General features: G+C 68.7%; 16 protein-coding genes. 11 read left to right on the top strand and 5 right to left on the bottom strand.

From position 1 onward, the window contains the following. Positions 1 to 452: 452 nt before the first annotated feature. Positions 453 to 1,481, bottom strand: coding sequence for a ParA family protein (locus tag ACZ6R6_RS40175; RefSeq protein ID WP_470102178.1), 1,029 nt, complete (start codon positions 1,479 to 1,481; stop codon positions 453 to 455). A 1,200-nt stretch (positions 1,482 to 2,681) separates the two neighbouring features. Between ACZ6R6_RS40175 and ACZ6R6_RS40170 the strand changes: the two genes are divergently transcribed. Next, positions 2,682 to 3,353 (top strand): hypothetical protein, encoded by a 672-nt coding sequence (locus tag ACZ6R6_RS40170; protein WP_470102177.1) that lies wholly within the window; start codon positions 2,682 to 2,684, stop codon positions 3,351 to 3,353. A gap of 659 nt (positions 3,354 to 4,012) precedes the next feature. Here ACZ6R6_RS40170 and ACZ6R6_RS40165 read toward each other — a convergent pair. Next, a complete protein-coding gene (locus tag ACZ6R6_RS40165) occupies positions 4,013 to 4,351 on the bottom strand; it encodes a histone-like nucleoid-structuring protein Lsr2 (RefSeq protein WP_470102176.1) in 339 nt (112 codons plus the stop codon). A 1,184-nt stretch (positions 4,352 to 5,535) separates the two neighbouring features. Here ACZ6R6_RS40165 and ACZ6R6_RS40160 point away from each other — a divergent pair. From ACZ6R6_RS40160 to ACZ6R6_RS40125, 8 genes are all read left to right on the top strand, one after another. Further along, entirely contained in the window at positions 5,536 to 6,885 is a 1,350-nt protein-coding gene (locus ACZ6R6_RS40160) for a cation:proton antiporter (protein WP_470102175.1), read from the top strand. A gap of 504 nt (positions 6,886 to 7,389) precedes the next feature. After that, the gene (locus ACZ6R6_RS40155) at positions 7,390 to 7,932 is read left to right on the top strand and encodes a SigE family RNA polymerase sigma factor (protein WP_470102174.1); all 543 of its coding nucleotides are present in this window, start codon (positions 7,390 to 7,392) and stop codon (positions 7,930 to 7,932) included. A 37-nt stretch (positions 7,933 to 7,969) separates the two neighbouring features. Further along, positions 7,970 to 8,539: a DUF5987 family protein gene (locus ACZ6R6_RS40150; RefSeq protein ID WP_470102173.1), complete on the top strand. Its 570-nt coding sequence runs from the start codon at positions 7,970 to 7,972 to the stop codon at positions 8,537 to 8,539. Further along, positions 8,536 to 10,191 (top strand): FAD-dependent oxidoreductase, encoded by a 1,656-nt coding sequence (locus ACZ6R6_RS40145; RefSeq protein ID WP_470102172.1) that lies wholly within the window; start codon positions 8,536 to 8,538, stop codon positions 10,189 to 10,191. Before ACZ6R6_RS40150 ends, ACZ6R6_RS40145 begins: the two co-directional genes overlap by 4 nt. Before the next feature lie 15 nt (positions 10,192 to 10,206). Beyond that, positions 10,207 to 11,316 (top strand): carboxymuconolactone decarboxylase family protein, encoded by a 1,110-nt coding sequence (locus tag ACZ6R6_RS40140; RefSeq protein WP_470102171.1) that lies wholly within the window; start codon positions 10,207 to 10,209, stop codon positions 11,314 to 11,316. After that, complete coding sequence (locus ACZ6R6_RS40135; RefSeq protein WP_470102170.1) at positions 11,313 to 12,965, top strand: DHA2 family efflux MFS transporter permease subunit; 1,653 nt, start codon at positions 11,313 to 11,315, stop codon at positions 12,963 to 12,965. The genes ACZ6R6_RS40140 and ACZ6R6_RS40135 overlap by 4 nt, the downstream gene beginning before the upstream one ends. 139 nt (positions 12,966 to 13,104) lie before the next feature. Beyond that, positions 13,105 to 13,902 carry a TIGR03084 family metal-binding protein gene (locus ACZ6R6_RS40130; protein WP_470102169.1) on the top strand — a complete coding sequence of 266 codons (798 nt, stop codon included), beginning with the start codon at positions 13,105 to 13,107 and terminating at the stop codon, positions 13,900 to 13,902. A gap of 245 nt (positions 13,903 to 14,147) precedes the next feature. Beyond that, positions 14,148 to 15,101: a prephenate dehydrogenase gene (locus ACZ6R6_RS40125; protein ID WP_470102168.1), complete on the top strand. Its 954-nt coding sequence runs from the start codon at positions 14,148 to 14,150 to the stop codon at positions 15,099 to 15,101. A 444-nt stretch (positions 15,102 to 15,545) separates the two neighbouring features. On the opposite strand, the gene ACZ6R6_RS40120 is transcribed toward ACZ6R6_RS40125, so the two are convergent. Continuing rightward, positions 15,546 to 17,126 carry a 4-hydroxyphenylacetate 3-hydroxylase family protein gene (locus ACZ6R6_RS40120; RefSeq protein ID WP_470102167.1) on the bottom strand — a complete coding sequence of 527 codons (1,581 nt, stop codon included), beginning with the start codon at positions 17,124 to 17,126 and terminating at the stop codon, positions 15,546 to 15,548. Positions 17,127 to 17,597: 471 nt separating this feature from the next. Here ACZ6R6_RS40120 and ACZ6R6_RS40115 point away from each other — a divergent pair, with 471 nt between their 5' ends. Next, positions 17,598 to 18,782, top strand: coding sequence for an acyl-CoA dehydrogenase family protein (locus ACZ6R6_RS40115; RefSeq protein ID WP_470102166.1), 1,185 nt, complete (start codon positions 17,598 to 17,600; stop codon positions 18,780 to 18,782). 46 nt (positions 18,783 to 18,828) lie between these two features. Next, positions 18,829 to 19,254: an SgcJ/EcaC family oxidoreductase gene (locus tag ACZ6R6_RS40110; protein WP_470102165.1), complete on the top strand. Its 426-nt coding sequence runs from the start codon at positions 18,829 to 18,831 to the stop codon at positions 19,252 to 19,254. Positions 19,255 to 19,423: 169 nt separating this feature from the next. Here the strand turns inward: ACZ6R6_RS40110 and ACZ6R6_RS40105 are convergent, their stop codons facing one another. Both ACZ6R6_RS40105 and ACZ6R6_RS40100 read right to left on the bottom strand, forming a co-directional pair. Further along, positions 19,424 to 19,936 (bottom strand): NUDIX domain-containing protein, encoded by a 513-nt coding sequence (locus ACZ6R6_RS40105; protein ID WP_470102164.1) that lies wholly within the window; start codon positions 19,934 to 19,936, stop codon positions 19,424 to 19,426. A 308-nt stretch (positions 19,937 to 20,244) separates the two neighbouring features. After that, the gene (locus ACZ6R6_RS40100; protein ID WP_306876138.1) at positions 20,245 to 20,520 is read right to left on the bottom strand and encodes a phosphopantetheine-binding protein; all 276 of its coding nucleotides are present in this window, start codon (positions 20,518 to 20,520) and stop codon (positions 20,245 to 20,247) included. Positions 20,521 to 20,811: the final 291 nt, after the last annotated feature.

The following is a 20,811-nucleotide window of genomic DNA, read 5'->3' as shown; positions in this document are numbered from 1 at the left end:
GGTCGCGTCGGCCGGCTGCCGCTGAGATGGCCGCACGACGGGCGGAGATGCCTCGTCCTGGGCCGGCTCCATGCCCGCGGGCTCAGAGGAGGCGTCGCTGTCAACGGCCTGTTCTACGGCCGTCTCAGCCGGTGCCTGCCCGTCGGGGGTGCCGCGGACGGGGCCCGCTTCTTTCGCCGGCTCCTGGGCCCTGTCAGGAACGGCAGCGGGTGTGCTGGTGGGTGCCTCAGGGATCTGCGAGGCAGGAGTGGGGGCGACTTCTTGCACCGGTGATGTCTGCACAGGGGCCACCTGCACCGGCGGTGCCTCAGGGGAAGCCGTCTCAGGGGCCTGCTCCGGTGCAGGCTGAGCGACCAGGCTGGTCAACGCGCTGCTGCCCCTGCGTCCCCGTTGGCGGGTCATCCCGGTCAGCCGTGGTGTGGGCGGCTTCTCGTCGAAGAAGTCGGTGGTGGTCATGCGTGCGCCTCCGCCTCGAGCTCGAGAGCCCGCTTGATGATCTCTGCTGTGACCTCTTCTATCTCGATGGCGGAGGTCTCGGCGGATTCCACGCTGAGGTTGAGCTGGTGTCGCCGGGAGTGTTCTTTCCAATCCTCACCAGCGGTGAGATCGGCGAGTTCGGTGAAGGTCTTGCCTCGCTTGCGGCACTCGCGGGCCACCTTGACGGCACGGGTGATCACGGTCTGGAGGATCGGTATCCCGGAGTCGCCCAGGACCTCGGCGATCTCGCGCCGCGATTCGGCGAGGAAGCCGATCTCGCGGACGCCGATCACTTCTCCTTCGGCGTCCTTGACCTTACGGAGATTGGTGCGGTCGAACCCGAACAGCAGCACGCCGAGCGGGGTAAGGGACGGGTTGAGCCGTGCCGAGGCCTCGAAGACGTCGCTGACGCCCTCCAATCCCTGGATGCTGCCCTGGTCGAAGCAGACGGGGATCAGGACGTATTCCGCCGCGACGGCGGCGAGGTACTGAAGATCGACGATGTTGGGCGGGCAGTCGATCAAGATCCATTCGTAATTGTCGGATATCTCCGCGATGGCCTGAGCGAGGGACAGCATGATCTCTCGTCCTGGATCCATCGAGCGGGTCCCGATGATGGACGCGGTGACCCTCTTGAGAACCTTGCCGCCGGGGATCACATCCAGGTTGGGGCGCACGTCCCGGATGACGTGGAGAGGTCCGGTGCCCTCCACGACGTTGATGACGCTCTGGCCTTGGTCGTCGCCAGTCCTGCCCTGGTAGCCCAGATCGAGTCCGAGATTGCCCTGCGGGTCGAGGTCGATGCAGAGGATCCGCTTGCTGGAGCCCGCGGCCGCCAGCGCGGTTGCGAGCTGGCCCCCCACGTTGGCCGTGGTGGTGGTCTTTCCCGCGCCGCCCTTGTTGTTCAGGATGATGATGACCCGTTTGAGCTTGGGACGGATCAACTCCACCATCTGCTGGACAGTCATGCTGTTCAGCGCTGCGGTAGCCAGAGGGAAGTTCATCGGTCTGTTCTCCTGCACGCTCTACCGGGTCAATGAGTGCTTGTTCCGTCTCGTGGACGACGCAGCAGTGTAGTGCGCGTTCCTACGGAGAACGAAGTGCCTCCCTTATTAGCAGATTCGTGGTGCGATCGACCAGATTATGGGCGGCGTGTCGGGTCGATGACTCTACCGCTCCGCCAACCGGATCCTGCTTTGCTCCTCTGCGTACCCGATCACACTGACAGGTGCCCGGGTAACCGGGCGATGGGCTGAACGCTTGGCCTCACGTCCTATTGGCCAGTGACATGCCCTATGAGTCACCCTCTGGATTGGTCGATGAGATGACCACTCGCACAGCCAGTCCTCAGAGCGATGAGCTGAGCGTGCACACTGACTATGTAACTGCCTGTTGACCTATTGGTCTCAATGCCTGTCTATAAGTCTATCTTAATTACTATCTATTAAACTTTTTTTGAGACTTCTGTAATCACTATTTAAATAACGATTATTATAAATATCTTTGCATCTATTATTGATATTATTTACAGTACTTTTGAAAACATTATTGTTATAAATATCTTGAGCACTACTGCTGCTCCTATTTCAACACCTATTACCTGAGTTGACCTGGGCAAACACTGCCTGAAGCGCTGCATTGACACTCTGGATCATCCTCCAGATGTCATTTAGCTTCACCTCAGTGCCAACTCCATCGTCAACTTAACCATGGGCCGAGTCGCCCTGTCCGTGGCCTAATAATCTTCAGAACAGGTAGGAGTTACGAAGATTCTGGTTACAAGGTGTGCGGGTATGGAGAGGTTGCTCCACCTCGCACATCAGCCGTGCCCGGTACAGGGGGCAGCACGTCTGGCCACCCCCACCTGCAAGGGCCGGGCACCGTCTCCGCATGGCCGGGCCCCGCTCCAGCCATCCTCGTTCAGCGGCTCGACGCGATGAAATCGGCCAGCGCACGGCGGCCCATGGAGGAGAGGTCTCCCAAGCGATGGGACCGCCGGCAGAGGTCGCCTGACTGCTCTCGCCACGGTTCCGGGTTTCCGAGGGCTGTCAGGAAGGGTGCCGATCGGTGCGACGGTGAGTGCAAATTCCCGGGCGATGCGCGAAGATTGATTCAGTGCGACTACCTCAACCAGTGCACTCCGGTAACACCTGATCTCATGTAACTATCGGTCGCCCACGCCGACCCTGATGACGAGGACCGTGATGCCTGAACTCGGCGACAGCAAGGATCCGGTGAGCCCGCCTACCGGCGGTCCGCGAAGGGCGCCGAGAGCCCGCGGAAACAAGCGCGCCGGCCAGGATGGTGCCGGACCGAGCGAGCCCGAGACCGCAGCAACGGCACCGGCCGACAAGCCGCGCACCACCCGCACGCGTAGGCAGACCAGCGCGGCCCGGGCCGCCACCGGCGGGAAATCCACCGGCAAGCCCGTTGCCGACGAACCCGCTGCGGACAAGCCCGCTGCCGGTAAGCAACCGTCGGCCCGCCGGAGGCCCGGGCCGGTGGCGGGCATGTCGGCTGAGGAACGGGCCGCGGCCCGGGCGGAGCTGATCGAGGACGGCCTGCGGAAGAAGCCCACGTCCGTGACGATCTCCAACAGGCTGCTCGAACGGGCCAAGGCAGCCGTCTACGGCGCCGGGGCCAAGGCCTACGTGGCGGGCGAGGACTATGACGGACCGGCGAGCTTCGCGCAGCTGGTGGAATTCGGCATCGCCGACTGGGTGCTCGACCTTGAGCGGCGCTTCAACGACGGGAAGCCGTTCCCGACGGTCTACCGGTTGCCCCCCGGCCCCAGTGCGGTCGGTGCGCAACGGGGAGCGGCGCTGCGCAAGGCCAAACGGCAGGCCGCCGCCGAGGTCGACGGGGAAGAGGAATGACGGGGAAGAGGAATAGGGCGGCGCCCTGGAGAACGGGGTGATGCCTGCCGGACAGGAACGGCGGCCGTGGCCCCGTACCCGGCCTGCCGAGACCGGCGACGCCTCACGGTTTCAGCACGTTGGAAGGTGGTCGTCTCCCCGGCACCGGATCATGATGGTCTATCGACGACCTCAGGAGTGCCGGTGAGAATCCCCCATCGGGCCTGTCCCATCTGCGGACGCCGCTGTCTACGGCCTGCGGCCCATACCCGGCGGCACCGGCCGCGTCACATCGGCCAGGGGTGATCCGGACGGCCTTTCGTGCAGGAGGGTCCGAGCCCGAGCGGTCCTGGTGAGATCCCGGCCGGCCGTAGGCCCTCGTTGGTCCACGCCGGTCCGGCGCCCCGTGCCGATCTGCCTGCTGAGGCGGCGGTGTGACCGGGTCCGGGCAAGCCGGCCGGTGCCCGCCGATCCCCCGAAGTGACGGAACGGCGGGCATGAACTGAGCAGGATCTTGTTGGACATCTGCCCGCGCCCGTCGCCTCCGGTGTGGTGCGGGCAGGCATGGGCCCGGCATCGCCGAGGGCCGCCGGCCTGCATGGTGCGCCTGAGCCGGGACGGTGGCGCGTGTGCCCACATCAGGGTCATCCCCGCGAGGAGCAGAGGGGGCCCTCGTGGATTCAGTGCGCGTTCTTGTATTTCTCCAGGATCGAGGCGGAGATCCGGCCGCGCTCGCTGACGGTGAGCCCCTGTTCCTTCGCCCACGTTCTGATCGCGGTGGAGGCGTCCCGATTCGGCTTGGCGCCGCCGTTGCCGCCCTGGCGGCGGCTCTGGGCTCTCTCCTGACGCACCGGCCGGGCGGCGTTGATGAACCGGGCAAGCGCCTTGCGCAGTTCGTCGCTGTTCTTGTCGGATAAGTCAATCTCATACTGATCGCCGTCGATGGCGAAGGTGACGTTTCTCGCCCCCTCGGTGCCGTCGATGTCGTCAGTGACCTTCTCAATGATTTGCTTGGCCACGCCCCGCTCCAAGTGGTCTGGATGTCTTCGGTATATTTCGGTTCAGAGGGTGTACGGGTCGTTACCCGTGTTATCACCCTTCAATCCCTCGGCCCGCCGTGCGGACTCAATGATTCTGCACCGGGAAGCAGACGGGCACCACGCTGATCACCGCAGGCTCGTCTGCCAAAGATTCAATCATGTTACCGCCGCGTTCATGGTGTGAGAATCCTCAGAGTTGAATAGATTGTATGGGGCCGAAGATTTGTCAGTTTATTCCTGTATGCGGACACGCTTGCCTGTTCACATGGCGCGCCGGCGGCGACGCCGCCGCGACCGCAACCGGGTGGACGTGGGCTGTCCGGCCCTGCCCTTCCGCCGGTGGGCGCGGTGTGTGGCAGCCCTTGTGTGGCATCCGCCGGCCGGCAGGTGGCCCCCGGTGATTCCGCAGTCAGGCCCGGGCGGGGCGGGCTCGATGTGCGGTTCCGATATCCGGTCGCGGGATGGCGCCGCAGGGCTGAATCCTGTGTAATTGTGTGCCGGAGAGCGCATCGCAATTCAGAAGATGCGACGAGGATTACCTTGTTTATGATGTGTGGTGAAAGTCCACGCCATGTGTCGCACACGGACGGAGGTCAGCCACTGCTACGGCCGCCCGGGTCATGGACGGATGCAGGTGTCGTGACCTGACGCGCCGGCCACCGCATCGCAGGACGTGGCAGGGCGAGTGCAGTGACTACGAGGTCCTTATCCCTCGGTTAAGGGTTGCCATGACCGTTCCAGTGCTGAAGTCCGCAGGCCCGCCGCGATATTCGGTCCGGGGAGATTCGCCGTATTGGCCGTCCTCGGGCTGCGCCTGTTCACGTGCGCCGGTCCCGCTGTTTTGATCGCGCCGCGCATTCCGGCTCGGCCGGCGGATCCAGAAGGGTTCGCCGCCCCGCGCGGCGCGGTTCCTGTGCGGACCCGATGCCGGGACCGGGTGCGCACCGGCCGCCGCGTGGCCGCGCCGCCCGTCACGGCCTCCACCGGTTCGCCGCCCGCGACCTGGCCCGCCGCGAGCAGGTCACCGCCTTCCACACACCGGTCGGCAGCTGTGAGTCCGGGCCGGGGGCCAGGGCGATGGACCGCCCCACCCGGCCGTTGGAGCGCGGCCACGACGGCGCGCTGGTTTTTGGCCGGCCCGGTGCCGGCGGAAGGAGAAAACGGTGCTCGTCTCGATGAACTCGCCGATCGCGCCGATCGCGGCGCACAACCTACTGATCTTCCTGTTGCAGATCGGCCTGCTGCTTCTGCTGGCTCACATCCTCGGCCGGTTGGCCATCCGGCTGGGCATGCCCGCCGTCGTCGGTGAGCTGTTCGTCGGCGTGGTGCTGGGACCCTCGTTCCTGACGCATGTCGCGCCGGGGGTGTCGGCCTGGCTGTTCCCGGCACAGGCCGAGCAGTTTCACCTGCTGGACGCCGTCGGCCAGATAGGCGTGCTGCTGCTGGTCGGCATCACCGGCATCCACATGGACATGGGCCTGGTACGGCGGCGGGGCATGACCGCGGCCGGGGTCAGTCTGGGCGGGCTGGTGGTGCCGCTCGGGCTCGGTATCGGGGTGGCCTTCCTGCTGCCCGATTCGCTGATCCCCGAGGGCACCGACGTCACCGTCTTCGCGCTCTTTCTGGGAGTGGCGATGTGCGTCAGCGCCATCCCGGTCATCGCCAAGACGCTGATGGACATGAAGCTGCTGCACCGCAACGTCGGGCAGCTCACGCTGACCGCGGGCATGATCGACGATGCCTTCGGCTGGTTCGTGCTCTCGATCGTCTCGGCCATGGCCGTCAAGTCCCTCACCGCGGCAACGGTCTTGACTTCGCTGGTCTACCTCGCAGCGATCGTCGTCTTCGCGCTCACCGTCGGCCGCCCGCTGGTCCGCGGCGTGCTGCGGTTGAGCGGCCGTTCTGAGGATGCGGGACCCACCGTCGCCAGCGCCGCCGTGCTGCTCCTGCTGGCCGCCGCCGGCACCCATGCCCTGGGGCTGGAGGCCGTCTTCGGCGCCTTCGTCATGGGCATCCTCATCGGCTCCGCGGGCCGGGTCGACCCGGCCAAGCTCGCCCCGCTCCGCACGGTCGTGCTCTCCGTCTTCGCACCGATCTTCTTCGCCACCGCCGGTCTGCGGATGGACCTGACCGCGCTGGCCAGGCCGGAGGTCCTCCTGTCCGGGCTCGCCGTACTGGCCATCGCGATCGTCGGCAAGTTCCTCGGCGCCTATGCCGGAGCCCGGCTGAGCAGGCTGAACAAGTGGGAGGCGCTGGCCCTGGGCGCGGGGCTGAACGCCCGTGGCGTCATCGAGGTCGTCGTCGCGATGGTCGGCCTGCGCCTGGGCATCCTGAGCATGGAGGCTTACACGATCGTCATCCTGGTGGCGATCGTGACGTCGCTCATGGCCCCGCCGATCCTGCGGATCGCCATGTCCCGGGTCGAGCAGCGGGTCGAGGAGAAGATCCGTGAGAACGAGCACGCGGCCTGGGAGAGGCAGGCCGCCACGAGCGATTCCAATCCCATCCCCTGACGGGGTCCTTCACTGAGTCCGTCAGTCACCGGCCTCGGTCCCGGCTCCTCGGCGCTGTGAAGGTCGTCGGGCCGGGCCGGAGGGCACCGCTGCACGGCCGGCGGCCGCTCAGTCGCCGGTCGCCGGCCTCCTGGACGTCACACGCGGTGAGACGCGCACAACGCTGCACGGCAGGTGGATTTCTGAAGTGACCAGGACATAACGAATTATCAATCGTTATGAGTGAATTTCAATTTTCACATGATATGCCGACGGTTTTGGATATCGGTGATGTGAAACGTACGGAACCCGTGGTCGGCGGACCACGCTGAATGTTTTTCCGGGCTCCTGCAATGCCGTGCGAGGGGGCAGGTAGGGGCGGGATAGGGGTTGCCGCTACGGGGGAGCGCGTCGAATTCTGATGATACCGACCTAATACATATCAAATTCGGCGACGCTGTGTGTCGTTTTTCAGGATCTCCCGCCTGGCGCCGGGATCCGTTCACCGTGATGGAGTGTGAGCAGATGGCGGAGGCTCGCGATGACGAGTTCTCGCGCTACGTCAAGGAGGCCAGACCTGCGCTGCGGCGGATGGCGTTCCTCCTCTCCGCCGACTGGTACGAGGCCGACGACCTCGTCCAGCGGACGCTGATCGCACTCCACCTGCGCTGGGACACCCTGAAAGACCGTGACAAGCTCGCCGGCTACGCACGTGTGATCATGACCCGGCTGATCATCAGCGATCGCAGGTCCCATCGCTGGTCCCACGAGATCCTCCACGACCTGCCGCCCGAGCCCGACTCCACACCTGATCCATACGCCTTCCTCGGCGACCGTCTCCTGCTGATGAGAGCACTCGCCGACCTCGCGCCCCGGCAGCGGGCCACCGTCGTCATGCGCTACTGGGAGGACCGCAGTGTCGAGGAGACGGCGCGGGCCATGGGCAGCCGGTGTTCGACGGTGCGCAGCCAGACCGTCCGCGCGCTGGCCACTCTCCGCCTGGCGCTGCAGGCCGGGGCGGACGGCAATCCAGAAGATGCACCGGGCGCGAGGGCGCCCGGACGATGAAGCGGATCGGAGCCGAATGAGACGCGAGGAAACGCCTATGCCATCGCCAACATCGGACGCAGAGCAGGCCAGGACGATGACACTCGAGGCGTTCGCGGACACGATCATCCCGGGTGAGAAGAGGTCACCTGACGACAGAGCCATCGCGGGCGTCAGCACCGGCGGCGGCGCGGTGGCGGCCGGCGCCATCGAGTTGCTGGAGTGGGACGCGACCGGGCTGAGCAGCGGACTGGACGACTTCGCCCGCCTGCTGAACGACCACGCGCGGGAGTACGCGACCGGGTACAGGCTGGTTCTCGACGAGTCGGTGCCGCCCTTCGTCGCGCTGGCCTTCCAGCACCGCACCGCCCTGGTGCAGCGGCTGACCGCGCCCGGCCATCCGGAGAAGCCGTTCTGGGTCAGCCTCGCCCTGTTCAGCAACATGGCCTTCGACTCCGCGGCTCACATGCACACCGCCGACGCGCTCGCGGCGGGGCATCCCGGCCTGACCGCGATGGGCATCACCCCGCCCGACCCCGACGGTCTGTGGCGCTTCCCCGAATACTCCTACGGCCGCCAGCTGGCCAGCCCGCACCCGGACACGACCCCTTCAGGGAGCCCCGCATGACCAGCACCGAACGCACCGACGTCCTCGTGGTCGGCAGCGGCTTCGGCGGCGCGATCGCGGCCTATCATCTCGCGGCCGGCGGCGCGCGGGTGGTGGTGCTCGAGCGCGGGCCGTGGCTGAGCGGAAACGACTTCGAGCACGACTACAAACTCGGATCGTCCTACACGCGGGCGTTCGACTTCGTCGTGGGCGACGGCATGAGCCTGCTGGGCGGAAACTGCGTGGGCGGCGGCAGCGTCGTGTACTTCGCCGCGATGCCCCGCGCGCCGCGCTTCGTCTTCGAACGTCGCGGCAGCATCGGCAGGCGGATGTGGCCCTCGGCCGTCAGCCGCGACACCCTGGAGCCGTGGTACGACCGGGTGGAGGAGGCGATCCCGGTCACCAAGCAGGACTGGAGCGACGCCACCTACGCCGGAGGGCTGTGGGCGGCGGCGTGCAACCACGCGGGCCGCACGGCCAACCCGCTGCCGGCCGCCATCGACAACAGCAGGTGCACCAACTGCAACTGGATGATGGCCGGCTGCCGCTTCGACGCCAAGCGTTCCCTGCTGTTCAACTACCTGCCGGCGGCACTCGCGCACGGCGCCGAGATCCGGCCGCTGCACGAGGTGCAGAAGATCTCCAAGACCGACGACGGCGACTACCGGGTGCACTACAACGTCGTCGACGACGAGGACTACCGGGTCCAGGCCGGCAGCGGGACGATCGACGCCAAGATCATCGTGCTTGCGGCCGGCGCCGGTGCCACCCCCGTCATCCTGCAGCGCAGCGAGGCGACGCTCGGCGCGATGCCGCACGCCGTGGGCAGATATTTCTCGGGCAACGGCGAGCGGCTCAACACCGTCGTCTTCGACGAGGACCGGGTGCGCGATGTCCTCGGCCTGACCCGGGGCGACGGCCTGGCCTACGAGGCCAACCAGATCGGCAAGGGGCCGACCGTCGCGAGCTGGGACCGTCTCGACGGCTCGCTGCCGGAGTACTCCCGCTTCTCGCTGGAGCAGCTCTACTTCCCACCCGGTCTGGGCACCATCCTCGCGCAGGTGCCCGGTGCGGTCGGCCCGAGCTGGTTCGGCCTGGAGAAGAAGGAGCTCCTCAAGCGCTGGCGCTCCTGGCTGATCATCTTCCAGATGACGGAGGACGACAACGAGGGGGTCTTCGGGCCACCCCCGGCCACCGGCAACGCCGACCGGCTCTCGCAGCAGATGCTCGGCGTCGGCCGGCTCCGCTACGACCCGACCCCGAACACGCTGCGCGGCTGGGCCCAGGCGGACGCGGAGGTGAAGGACATCGTGGAGCGCGACGGGCTGGCCAAGGTGGCGCCGTGGACCAACGACGTGGTCGGCGCCTACACCGTGCACCCGCTGGCCTCCTGCCGCATCGGCGACGACCCGGGCACCTCGGCGCTCGACGACCGTAACGAGCTGCGGGGTCATCCCGGCATCTTCGTCACCGACGGCTCCGCCGTACCGGGGGCGCTGACGGTCAACCCCGCGATGACCATCGCCGCGCTCGCCGAGCGCGCCGTGCCGGGCATCGTGCAGGCCGCGCAGCAGCGGGGCGTGCAGGTCACCTACGGCGCGCCGTCGCCGGACGGCGCCATCAGCGGGCGGAGCGGAGTGGCGCCGCTGCTGCCCACTCTGCTGCACCGCTGAGGACAGGAGCGAGCGATGAGCAGGATCCTCACCCCCGTGGCACGGCGGAGCGCGCTGTCCCAGATCCGCCACGTCCGCGCGGTCAGACCAGGCGCCGCGCTGGACCTCGTCGGGAGAGTCTACGGGCAGGTCGAACGGGACTTCGGCATGCTGGCGCCGCCGGTGATCCTGCACTCGCCCGCTCCGGAATCCCTGGCGGCCTGCTGGCTGATGCTGCGGGAGTCGCTCCTCGCGCAGGGGACGGTCAGCAGGGCGATCAAGGAGGCGGTGGCCGCCGCGGTGTCGATGGGCAACAGCTGCCCTTACTGCGTGGACGTGCACAGCGCGACGCTGCACAGCCTCGTGCAGGGGCAGTACGCCGCCGAGATCGCGGGTGACCGCATCGAGGAGATCACCGATCCCGGCGTGCGCCGGATCGCCGCGTGGGCGCGGGCCAGCGACAGGCGGGAGACGGCTGCCCAGCACGAGCTGCCGTCACCGGCGGAGCAGGCTCCGGAGCTGGTCGGGGTGGCGGTCACCTTCCAGTACTTCAATCGTATGGTCAACGTGTTCCTGGACGAGTCCCCGGTACCGCCGGAGGTGCCCGCCGGGATCCGCCCGGTCCTCATGCGGCTGCTGGGGCTGTTCATGAGGCCGGCGGCTCGCCGGGCTCACGCCCCCGGTGCGTCCCTCGGCCTGCTGCCGGACGCGCCGCTTCCGGCGGATCTGTCCTGGGCGGGCGGCACGGCCAACATCGCCGAGGCCTTCGCCCGGGCCTGCGCCGCCATCGACCGGGGCGGCCGGCGTTCGGTGCCGGAAGGCGTCCGGGATCTGGTCTCCGCCGAGCTGGCCGGGTGGAACGGCGGGCCGGCGGGGCTCAGCCGGGCCTGGGTCTCCGAGTCGGTGTCCGCCCTGCCGCCCGCCCAGCGGCCGGCCGGCCGGCTGGCGCTGCTGACGGCGATGGCCTCCTACCAGGTCGACCGGGCGCTCATCGACGACTTCCGGCGCGACAACTCCGACGACCGCGCGCTCGTCGAGCTCACCTCGTGGGCGAGCCTGGCCGCGGCGCGGCGGGTGGGCGGCTGGATGCGGACCGGGCCGGGACTGCAGGCCGCTCCGGCCGCGGGGCCTCACCGGGCGACATGACCGCCCGGCCGGCACGCCCGAGTCCGTGGCTCGCGCTGGGCGTCCTCTGCATCGCCAACTTCCTGATCCTGCTGGACACCACCATCGTCAACGTCGCCGCGCCGGACATGATGAGGACGCTGGAGGCGGGACTCGACAAGGTGCTGTGGGTCCTGAACGGATACCTGCTGGCCTTCGCGTCGTCGCTGATCGTCTTCGGGCGGCTGGGCGACCTGCTCGGTCCCCGGGCCGTCTTCGTCGCCGGCCTCGGGCTGTTCACGCTCGCCTCGGCGCTGTGCGGCCTGTCCCAGACGCCCGACCAGCTGATCGCCGCCAGGGTGGTGCAGGGTGTCGGGGCGGCGGCGCTGCTGCCGCAGGCGCTCGTGCTCATCTCGGCGATCTTCCCGCCCGAACGGCGCGGCGGGGCCTTCGGGATCTTCGCGGCGGTGGCCGGTGTCGCCTCGGTGAGCGGGCCGACGCTGGGCGGGCTCCTGGTCACCCGGCTGGGCTGGCAGTCGATCTTCTATCTCAACGTCCCCGTGGCGCTGGCCGGCATGCTGCTGGCGCTGCGCTACGTGCCGGGTCTGCGGCCGGGGGTGTCGCACCGCTTCGACCTGGTCGGCGTACTGCTGGCCACCAGCGGCCTGTCCGCACTGGTGTACGGCCTGGTCGAGGGGGAGCGCCACGGCTGGGGAACGGTCGCGGGGCCGGTGACGATCCCCGGGGTCCTCGCCGTCGCGGGGGTGCTGCTGGTGCTGTTCGTGCTGTGGGAACGCCGTCAGCCGGAGCCACTGCTGCCACTGCGGCTGTTCCGCAACCGCAACTACACCATCGCCACGCTCATCACGCTGGTCATGTCGTTCTCGCTCTACGGGCTGCTGTTCGTCTTCATGATCGAGGCGCAGGCCGTACTGGGGATGAGCCCGCTGGCGGCGGGGGTCGCCGGGCTGCCCCTGACCCTCGCGCTGACCGTGGTCGCCCCGGCCGCGGGCCGGCTGGCCGACCGGGTCGGCGGCCGGATCCTGCTCATCGTGGGCCTGGCCTGCTGTTCACTGGGGGTGTTCGCCGTCGCGGCCGTCTCGGCGACCTCGGCGACGGCGGCGACGTTCCTCCTCCCGTTTCTCGTCGTCGGCGTCGGCATGGGTCTGACGTTCGCTCCGGCGACGACGGAGGCGATGCGCGAGATCCCTCCGCGGCAGGCCGGGGCCGCCTCGGGCGTGCTCAACACGGCGCGGCAGGTCGGTGCAGCCCTGGGCGCGGCCGTGATCGGGGCGGTCCTGCAGAACAGGCTGGCGGAGTCGCTGCTGCGGGAGGCGGGGGAGCGGCTGGCGCAGCTCCCGGAGGGGGTCCGACAGGCGTATCTGGCCGGGCTCGGCACAGGAGCCACCCCCGGCGAACCCGCAGCCGGGCCGCCGGCCACGGGTCCGCCGCCGGGCACCCTGCCGGCCGACGTCGCCGCCCGCTTCGCCCGGCTGACCCGGGAGGCATTCGGTGAGGGCTTCGTGGCGGCCGGCAGGCCGACGCTGGGCGTCGTGGCCGCGGTGCTCCTGCTCGGCAGCCTGCTCGCGGTCTTCATGGTGCGGGGGCGGCGGGCGGTGGCCGCGCCGCGCCGCGACAGCACCCATGGAGAAGACAGCGTGATTTCCGCTGATGCATCCTTGATTCGATGACACCATTCCGAGGCGTTTTCATAATGCCGTCCGCGAGCGAGGTATTTCATTACGTGCTTTACCGGTCCGGCCGGCCGCGGCGGGCACGTGATTATGGCATTCCGATCTGAATCTGATCGCCAAATGAGAGGACAGAGACGTGAGCGAGCTGGAGGGCGTGCTCAACGACCTGACCGCCGAGGGCGACGAACTCGCCCGGCTGGTGGCCGGTCTCGACCCGGAGCAGTGGCGGCTGCCCACTCCCGCACCCGGATGGACGATCGCCGACCAGATCGCCCACCTCGCCTTCATCTTCAGGCTGGCCGGGACGGCGGCATCCGACGCGGAGGCGTTCAAGGTCCTGGCCGCGGGGGCGGAGAAGGACTTCGACGGCGCGGTGAACGCCGCGCTCGCCGACTACAGGAACGACCCGCCGGAGGTGCTGCTCGACCGCTGGCAGGCCGAGCGCGAGGCCGTGGTCAAGGCGCTGGCCGCCGTCCCGCCGGGTGAGACGGTGCCCTGGCTGGTCAACCCGCTGCCGCCCGTCATCCTCGCGTGCGCCGGGATCATGGAGCAGTTCGCACACGGCCAGGACATCGCCGACGCGCTCGGCGTGCGCCTGGTGCGGACCGACCGGATCGGGCATCTGGTCGTGTTCGCGGTGCTGACCAGGGACTTCGGCTATCTGGCCCGGGGGCTGACGCCGCCGGCCGGGGAGTTCCGCTTCGAGCTCACCGCCCCCTCGGGACAGGTGTGGGCCTACGGGCCGGAGGACTCCGAGCAGAAGGTCACCGGGCCCGCCGTGGACTTCTGCCTGCTCGTGACCAGGCGCCGCCACCGTGACGACCTCGCGCTCACCGCCACCGGTGCCGAGGCCGACCACTGGCTGGACATCGCCCAGGCATACCGGGGACCGGCCGGGGCCGGCCGTTCCCCCGGGCAGTTCGCCGACGCCTGACAAGGCGCCGGGCACATCAGGTTCAGGGCCATCGCCTGCCCTTTCTCCACGCGGCTTTCCGACCCGCTCGGAGAAAGGACAGGCGATGGCCCTCGCCATTTCCGGTAATTGACATGAAGCGGTTCCCGATGGGCAGCTTGTTGACTCTGATCCGCCTGGTGAACGGACTGTGAAACGCGCAGAGTTATCCGTGCGAGAACAGCTGGAAAACACACGGTCCGATAGGCGATGAGAGGAAAGACTTGATGACGACCGCGATGGTTGCCGACGCCCCGCCGGATGCCCGCGTGCCCGCCGAGGGCGTTGCGGAGGAACCTGCGGACCCGGTCGTGGTCCGCCGCGTCACGGTTGTCGGCAGCGGTGTGATCGGGACCTCGATCGCACTCAGGCTACGCCGCGCCGGCATCGACGTCGGGCTGTCCGACCGGGACACCGGCGCGCTGGCGCAGGCGGTGGGGATGGGGGCGGGGGCCGCGCTGACGCCCGGCGATCCCCCCGCCGACGTCGTGGTCATCGCCACCCCGCCGTCCACCGTCGTCGACGTGCTGCGCGACGCCCAGGCCCGCGGGCTGGGCGCCGTCTACACCGATGTCGCCAGCGCCAAGGCCCGCATCATCGCCGACGCGGAGCTGGCCGGATGCGACTTCACCACCTACGTTCCCGGGCATCCGATGGCCGGCCGTGAGCTGTCGGGCCCCTGCGCGGCGCACGCGGACCTGTTCGCGGGCCGGCCGTGGGCGCTGTGCCCGCATCCGGCGACGCCGGCGGGGCCGGTGCGGCTGGTGGCGCAGTTGGTCGGGGTGTGCGGGGGAGCGCTCAGGGTGCTCACCCCCGAGGCGCACGACCGGGCCGCCGCCGCGGTCTCGCACGTGCCACACCTGGTGTCGGCGGCGCTCGCGGCGTGGTTCGCGGGCGCCGACCAGAGCACGCTCGCGCTGGCGGGCAGGGGCCTGCAGGACACGACCCGGGTCGCCACCGGCGCCCCCGGCCTCTGGTGCGACATCCTGCAGCAGAACGCCGATCCGATCGCCGCGGTGCTGGACGCGGTGGTCCGGGACCTGACCACCGCCGCCAGCGCGCTGCGCAGCGCCGACCACGCCAGGGGCGGACCGCTGGCCGATCTGCTCACCCGGGGCAACCGCGGCCGCGAGCACATACTCGGCGGTCCGGCCGGCGCCGAGGAGAGGACGGTGGCCTGAGCCGTCGCAGATCGGCGTGGCCGTACGGCGGGCCCGCCGGTACCCGTACCGTTTGTTTTTTGCAGGAAAGGACAGCGCAATGGGGGAGATGCCTCGGATATCGCACCGATGTCATGCTTTTTACAGAAGCTGAATGTGAATGTGGTCCGCATTGAACGGCTTTATCCGTTAAGGAGGAGATCCGAATCCTTCCCCGCGTCGGTGGCTGCAGACACCGAGGCGGAAAGGACCACAGCCGCTTTTTTCCGGCCATCCGGTTCCCCGGCGTGAGGGCTCCGCGGGGAAAGGATGTGCCGCTGCCCGTCCGAGGCAGACTCCTGTGCCCTTTCCCGCAGGACATCTGGACACCTGATCGCAGCTGAACCCCTGGAGGCCCGGCCGCCCTCGTGTGGCGACCGGGCCTCCTCCTGCGCGGCGGCGTCTCAGGTGGTCCGCCGCGGGCGCTCAGTCGTTGAGCAGGCCGTCCCTGACGCCCCGCAGGTTGCCGAAGGAGTTGAGATCGGGAACCGTCCAGCCGTCCAGGTCGTACTCGGCGAGACATTCGTCGACGAAGGCCTTGTAGTCGTCGACCTGCCCGGTGGCCAGTTGTGCGAACAGCAGCTCCACCCGGGTGTTCTCGTGGTTGCCCGCGTAGTTGCGCTCGTACAGTTCGTGCCGGCCGCCGAACTCGGAGCCGACCGCGTCCCACAGCAGCTTCATCACCTTGACCCGCTCGACGGAGTCGACGCCGCCCGAACCGCGGACGTATTTGTCCAGGTAGGGACGGATGTCTGGGTTCTTGAAGTCATCGGCGCTGGAGTTGACGTAGATCAGTCCGCTGGCGACGTCCTGCTGCACGATCTCCTTGATCCTGGGGTAGCCGATCTGCATGAACCACCGGTAGGCCATGCCGTACTGGGGATTGGGCAGCACCGCGCCGTTCTTCCACGCGACCGGGTTGCGCGCGGCCGCGTCGGAGAAGGCCCAGAACAGGTTGCGCCAGGCCAGGACCTCGCCCAGCCGGCTCTGCACGCCCCGGAAATCCGAGGTGCCGGTGATCTCCAGTGCCTTGGCCAGCAGGCCGGCGATGAACTCCAGTTTCACCGCCAGGCGCGTGCAGCCGTGGAAGGTGAAGCGCTCGGAGAATCCGGACTGCCCGGTGAACAGCTGGACCTTGCCCAGGTCGCCGTAGATGAACACGTTCTCCCACGGGATGAGCACCTTGTCGAGGATGAGGATGGTGTCGTTCTCATCCAGCCGTGAGGAGAGCGGGTAGTCGAACGGGCTGCCCATCACCGCGGCCGTGGCGCTGTAGGACGGCCGGCAGATCAACTTCATCCCCGGCGCGCCCATCGGCACGGTGGCCACCAGTGCGAACTTGCGGTCCTTGATCGGCAGGCCGTAGTGGGCGATGAAGTTGTAATGGGTGAGCACCGAACCGGTGGCGACAACCTTGGCCCCGCTCACGACAAGGCCGCTGTCGGTCTCCTTCTCCACGTGGATGAACACGTCCGCGACCTCGTCCGGCGGACGGCTGCGGTCGACCGGCGGGTGAACGATCGCGTGGTTCCAGTACAGGACCTTCTCCTGCGACTCGCGGTACCAGCGCCGCGCGTTGTCGGCGTAGGGGGCGTAGAAGTCGGCGTTCGCCCCGAGCGTGCCGAGGAAGGATGCCTTGTAGTCCGGGCTCCGTCCCATCCAGCCGTAGCTCATCCGGGCCCAGGCCGCGATGGCCTGCTGGTCGGCCACGAGGTCGGCCGCGCTGTGCGGGGTGGTGAAGAAGCGGTGGGTGTAGCCGTCGCTGCCGGTGTCCGTCGGCGCGGTGAGGACGTCACGCTTGGCCGGGTCGTGCAGGGCGTCGTACAGCCGCGCCGTCATCCGGACGGGGTTGTGGAAGGCCGGATGCGAGGTGACGTCCTTGACACGGTTGCCGTAGATGTAGATCTCCCGGTCGTCGCGCAAGGACTCGATGTATTCGTCGCCGGTCAGCGGACGTGTCTTCGGCCGCGCCTCCGTCACGTCCGGGCCATCCCGATGGTCGGTCATCAGGCAACTCTCCTTCTCGCGGCTCGGCTCCCCCATGAATCGGCGGCGCCGAGCGGCGCTGTGGTCCAACGGGAACACGCTCGAAGAGGCCCGCGCGCCGGCGGGACTCGACAATGCTCTCGTCGGAGCGTCGCGGACGACGCGTCCTGCCCGACGGCACCGGCGAGCGAGCGCGTCGGCCTTGTGCTGCAGGTTTGATGCTGGCACCCGGAAGCACGGCGGGCTTCTCAGAGGTTGCGGCTTCCGCGTCGGGTGATTCAACCGGACCTCCGCCGCTGTCCGGAGAACCGATCCTGAAATGGCGATCCGCAATTCAGAAGATGCGGGTGCCCGCCTCCGGTGCGACCGTCGGGGTGATGACCATCGGCGGATGACGGAGCAGATGAACGCTCACCGCTCCATGATTTCACGGCATTGTGAGCGGGGCGCGCCGGGCGGCCGCGTTTTCCCGTCTGAATTCTTTGGGAGGAAATGGTGTTGACCACCGAGGTTCCGACGCGGGAGCAGCTGGTACGGCGCGCGTCCGAATTGGCGCCGATTCTTCGGAAGAACGCGGCGTGGTCGGAGGAGAACCGGCGCATCCACGGAGAGTCGATCGAGGCGCTGGCCGACGCGGGCATCTTCAAGCTGCGGGTGCCGGCCCGCTACGGCGGTTACGAGTCGGACACGCGCACCTTGGTCGACGTGGCCACCGAGCTCGGCAGGGCCGACGGGTCCACATCGTGGGTGGCGTCGGTGTACTGGATCCCGACGTGGATGGCGTGCACGTTCCCCGACCAGGTCCAGGACGAGGTGTTCTCGACCCCGGACGTGCGGATCTGCGGGACGCTGAGCCCGAGCGCGATGGCGGCTCCGGTCGACGGCGGTTTCGTGGTCAACGGCAAGTGGGCCTTCGTCAGCGGTGCCCTGCACGCCCAGTGGCAGGTGATCGTGGCGGTCGTGGTGGGCGCCGAGAGCGAGCCGTACCCCGTCCTGGGGCTGGTGCCGCTGTCGGATCTGCAGATCGTGGACGACTGGCACACCTCCGGTCTGAAGGGCACCGGCAGCGTCAGCACGATCGCGGCCGACGTGTTCGTCCCCTCCGAGCGCATCCTGCCGCTGCCGGCGGTGCTGCAGGGACAGTACGCCTCGCAGCTGAACGCCGACGTCCCGATCTACCGGACGCCGTTGCTCCCGGTCGCCTCCGCCTCCTCGGTTGGGACCGTGGTCGGGCTGGCCAAGGCCGCCGGCGAGGCGTTCTTCGAGCGGCTCCCCGACCGGAAGATCACCTACACCGGCTACACGGCCCAGGCCGAGGCGCCGCTGACCCACCTGCAGGTCGCCGAGGCCACGATGAAGGTCGACCAGGCCGAGTTCCACGCCCACCGCCTGGCCACGCTGGTGGACGGCAAGGGCGTCGAAGGCGCGCAGTGGTCGCTGCAGGAGCGGGCCAGGGCGCGCGCCGACATGGGCATGGTGTGCAAGCTGGCCAAAGAGGCCGTGGACATCTTCAGCACGGCCAGCGGTGGTTCGTCCATCTACAGCGACCAGCCGATCCAGCGGATCTCGCGTGACGTCCAGGCCGTGAACCTGCACGCCCTGATGCACCCGAACACCAACGCCGAGCTGTACGGGCGGATCCTGTGCGGCCAGGAGCCGAACACCTTCTACCTCTGACGGCCGGCCCCTCCCCTCACCGACGTCCACGGAGAAAGAGACGGACATGACCACGACCAGCCCCGCATCGACCATCGCAGGTCCCTCCGCCGACGACCAGGCCGCTGTGGCGGCCGTCCCCGGGCGCATCGTCGCGGCCTGGGCCAAGCACGACGCCCAGGCCTTCGCCGAGGTCTTCACCGAGGACGGGACCATGATCCTGCCCGGCCTGTACCGCAAGGGCCGGGAGGAGATCCAGTCGTTCATGGCCGCCGCGTTCGAGGGGCCGTTCAAGGGCACCCAGGTGACCGGGCAGCCGATCGATGTCAGGTTCCTCAGTGGCGACGTCGGGATCGTGATCACCGTTGGCGGTGTGCTGGCCCCCGGTGAGACCGAGGTCTCCGACGAGCGCGCCATCCGGGCCACCTGGATCGTCGTCAGGCAGGACGGGCAGTGGAGCCTGGCCGCCTACCAGAACAGCCCCCGCGGGTAGCGTCCGGGCCCCGTGTCCCCATGGCCCCGGGCCACCGCCGTACGGCGGGCCGGGGCCGCGGGGACACGGGGTGCCCCGGTACGTGTGCGGCGACTTCAGGGTCCGCCGGGCGGGCCGGGCAGCCGGTGCGCGCCCGCCGGGCAACGTCACAGATCGCCGGGAGCAGGCGTCAAGCGGACCGCAGGAGCAGGCAGAGAAGGGCCGTCAACGTCGTCCCTTCGAGGATTTCGCCGCTGTCGATGAGGCGGCGCACTTTGCCCAGCGGCACCCAGGCGATCCGCTCGGACTCGAATCCGTCTGCCGGCGGGCCGATGTAGGTGGCGGCGTCGGCGCGGAAGACGTAGTGGCGCGCGGTGAGCAGCCCGGGTATCGGCTGGGTGTGGATGAGGCGGCGCAGCGGTCCCTCCGGGCGCCAGCCCGTCTCCTCCTCCACCTCCCGCGCCGCCGCCGCGGCCGGCCCCTCTCCCGGGTTGATCGCACCGCTGGGGAGCTCCCAGCCCCAGGCGTCGGTGATGAACCGGTGGCGCCACAGCAGCAGCACCCGCTCCCGGACGACCACGGCCGCGTAGGCGCCGTTGGAGCTCTGGATCAGCCGGTGGTCGAGGTGCCGTCCGTCGGGCAGTTCCACGTCGGCGGAGCGGAGATGCACCCATTTGTCGTGATACAGGGTGCGCTCAGACATGACGTTCCAGCGCATGGTGCCCCCTCGCGATAGCGGGCCGTCGCGGCGTGCGGAGGTCGGCCATGACGGTCCCGTCCCTGAATGTAGTTGAAGCGCTCGGGCGTGGTGCGTCACCGCGGCCGGGCGGACCGTCAGGCGGCTGCGAGGCGACGGTCCCTCGCGGTCCGGTTCCTGGCCGCCGACGAGGAGTGGGGGTGGAGACGGCGGTGCCGCCCGTCGGCGCCGGGCACGACGGAGCGGGCGCCCGGCGGAGGAGCGCCCGCGTTCTCGCCGGCAGGGGACCGCCCGGCCGTACGGGCCGGGCCCTGTCAGCCGCCGATCCCGGCGCTCTCGGCCTGCGCCACGACGGTGCGGACGAAGTCCTTCATGCTGGGGTCTTCGAACAGGGCGCTCACGTCGATGCTGATGCCGAGCTCGTCCTCGATGCGGGACGCGATGCGGATCGCGGACACCGAGTGGCCCTGCAACTCGAAGAACGTGGCGTTCTTCTGCTCCTCCGGCATACGGAGCACGTATCGCCAGATGTCTTCGACCCGCTTCTCAACCGCCGGAAGGCTCAGGTCATTCAGGTGGTTAACCGTCATCGGATATGCTCCTTACGCGGTCCATTCGTGGGTACGGGGCTCTCATCCGCCGCAGCGCCGGATCAGGCGCCGTTAATTGCCGCGGAAGCTCGCACACGGCACGCCAACGACTCTCCGACCATCGTTCGCGGATGAGCGGGCGGCCGCATCTTTACGATTGCTTTTTTCGCTGCACATGACCGTGAACGCGGCAACTTCGGAGAAGGCCCCGATGGCCGGAGCTGCCACTATCGGAGCTGCGGCAGACGTCCACCGCGCCGGCCGACGGCAGATCGGGCCCGCCCCCTGCGG

Source organism: Streptosporangium sp. NPDC048886 (assembly GCF_055586905.1).
Note: the sequence above shows the minus strand (reverse complement) of the source record. Positions and strands in the feature narration are given on the sequence as shown.

Bases quoted from the DNA above. Each gene is read 5' to 3' on its own strand.
- ACZ6R6_RS40135 (WP_470102170.1), top strand. From the start codon at position 11,313: ATGACCGCCCGGCCGGCACGCCCGAGTCCGTGGCTCGCGCTGGGCGTC.
- ACZ6R6_RS40120 (WP_470102167.1), bottom strand. From the start codon at position 17,126: ATGACCGACCATCGGGATGGCCCGGACGTGACGGAGGCGCGGCCGAAG.
- ACZ6R6_RS40125 (WP_470102168.1), top strand. From the start codon at position 14,148: ATGACGACCGCGATGGTTGCCGACGCCCCGCCGGATGCCCGCGTGCCC.
- ACZ6R6_RS40155 (WP_470102174.1), top strand. From the start codon at position 7,390: ATGGCGGAGGCTCGCGATGACGAGTTCTCGCGCTACGTCAAGGAGGCC.
- ACZ6R6_RS40110 (WP_470102165.1), top strand. From the start codon at position 18,829: ATGACCACGACCAGCCCCGCATCGACCATCGCAGGTCCCTCCGCCGAC.
- ACZ6R6_RS40175 (WP_470102178.1), bottom strand. From the start codon at position 1,481: ATGAACTTCCCTCTGGCTACCGCAGCGCTGAACAGCATGACTGTCCAG.
- ACZ6R6_RS40105 (WP_470102164.1), bottom strand. From the start codon at position 19,936: ATGTCTGAGCGCACCCTGTATCACGACAAATGGGTGCATCTCCGCTCC.
- ACZ6R6_RS40115 (WP_470102166.1), top strand. From the start codon at position 17,598: ATGGTGTTGACCACCGAGGTTCCGACGCGGGAGCAGCTGGTACGGCGC.
- ACZ6R6_RS40170 (WP_470102177.1), top strand. From the start codon at position 2,682: ATGCCTGAACTCGGCGACAGCAAGGATCCGGTGAGCCCGCCTACCGGC.
- ACZ6R6_RS40140 (WP_470102171.1), top strand. From the start codon at position 10,207: ATGAGCAGGATCCTCACCCCCGTGGCACGGCGGAGCGCGCTGTCCCAG.
- ACZ6R6_RS40145 (WP_470102172.1), top strand. From the start codon at position 8,536: ATGACCAGCACCGAACGCACCGACGTCCTCGTGGTCGGCAGCGGCTTC.
- ACZ6R6_RS40100 (WP_306876138.1), bottom strand. From the start codon at position 20,520: ATGACGGTTAACCACCTGAATGACCTGAGCCTTCCGGCGGTTGAGAAG.
- ACZ6R6_RS40150 (WP_470102173.1), top strand. From the start codon at position 7,970: ATGCCATCGCCAACATCGGACGCAGAGCAGGCCAGGACGATGACACTC.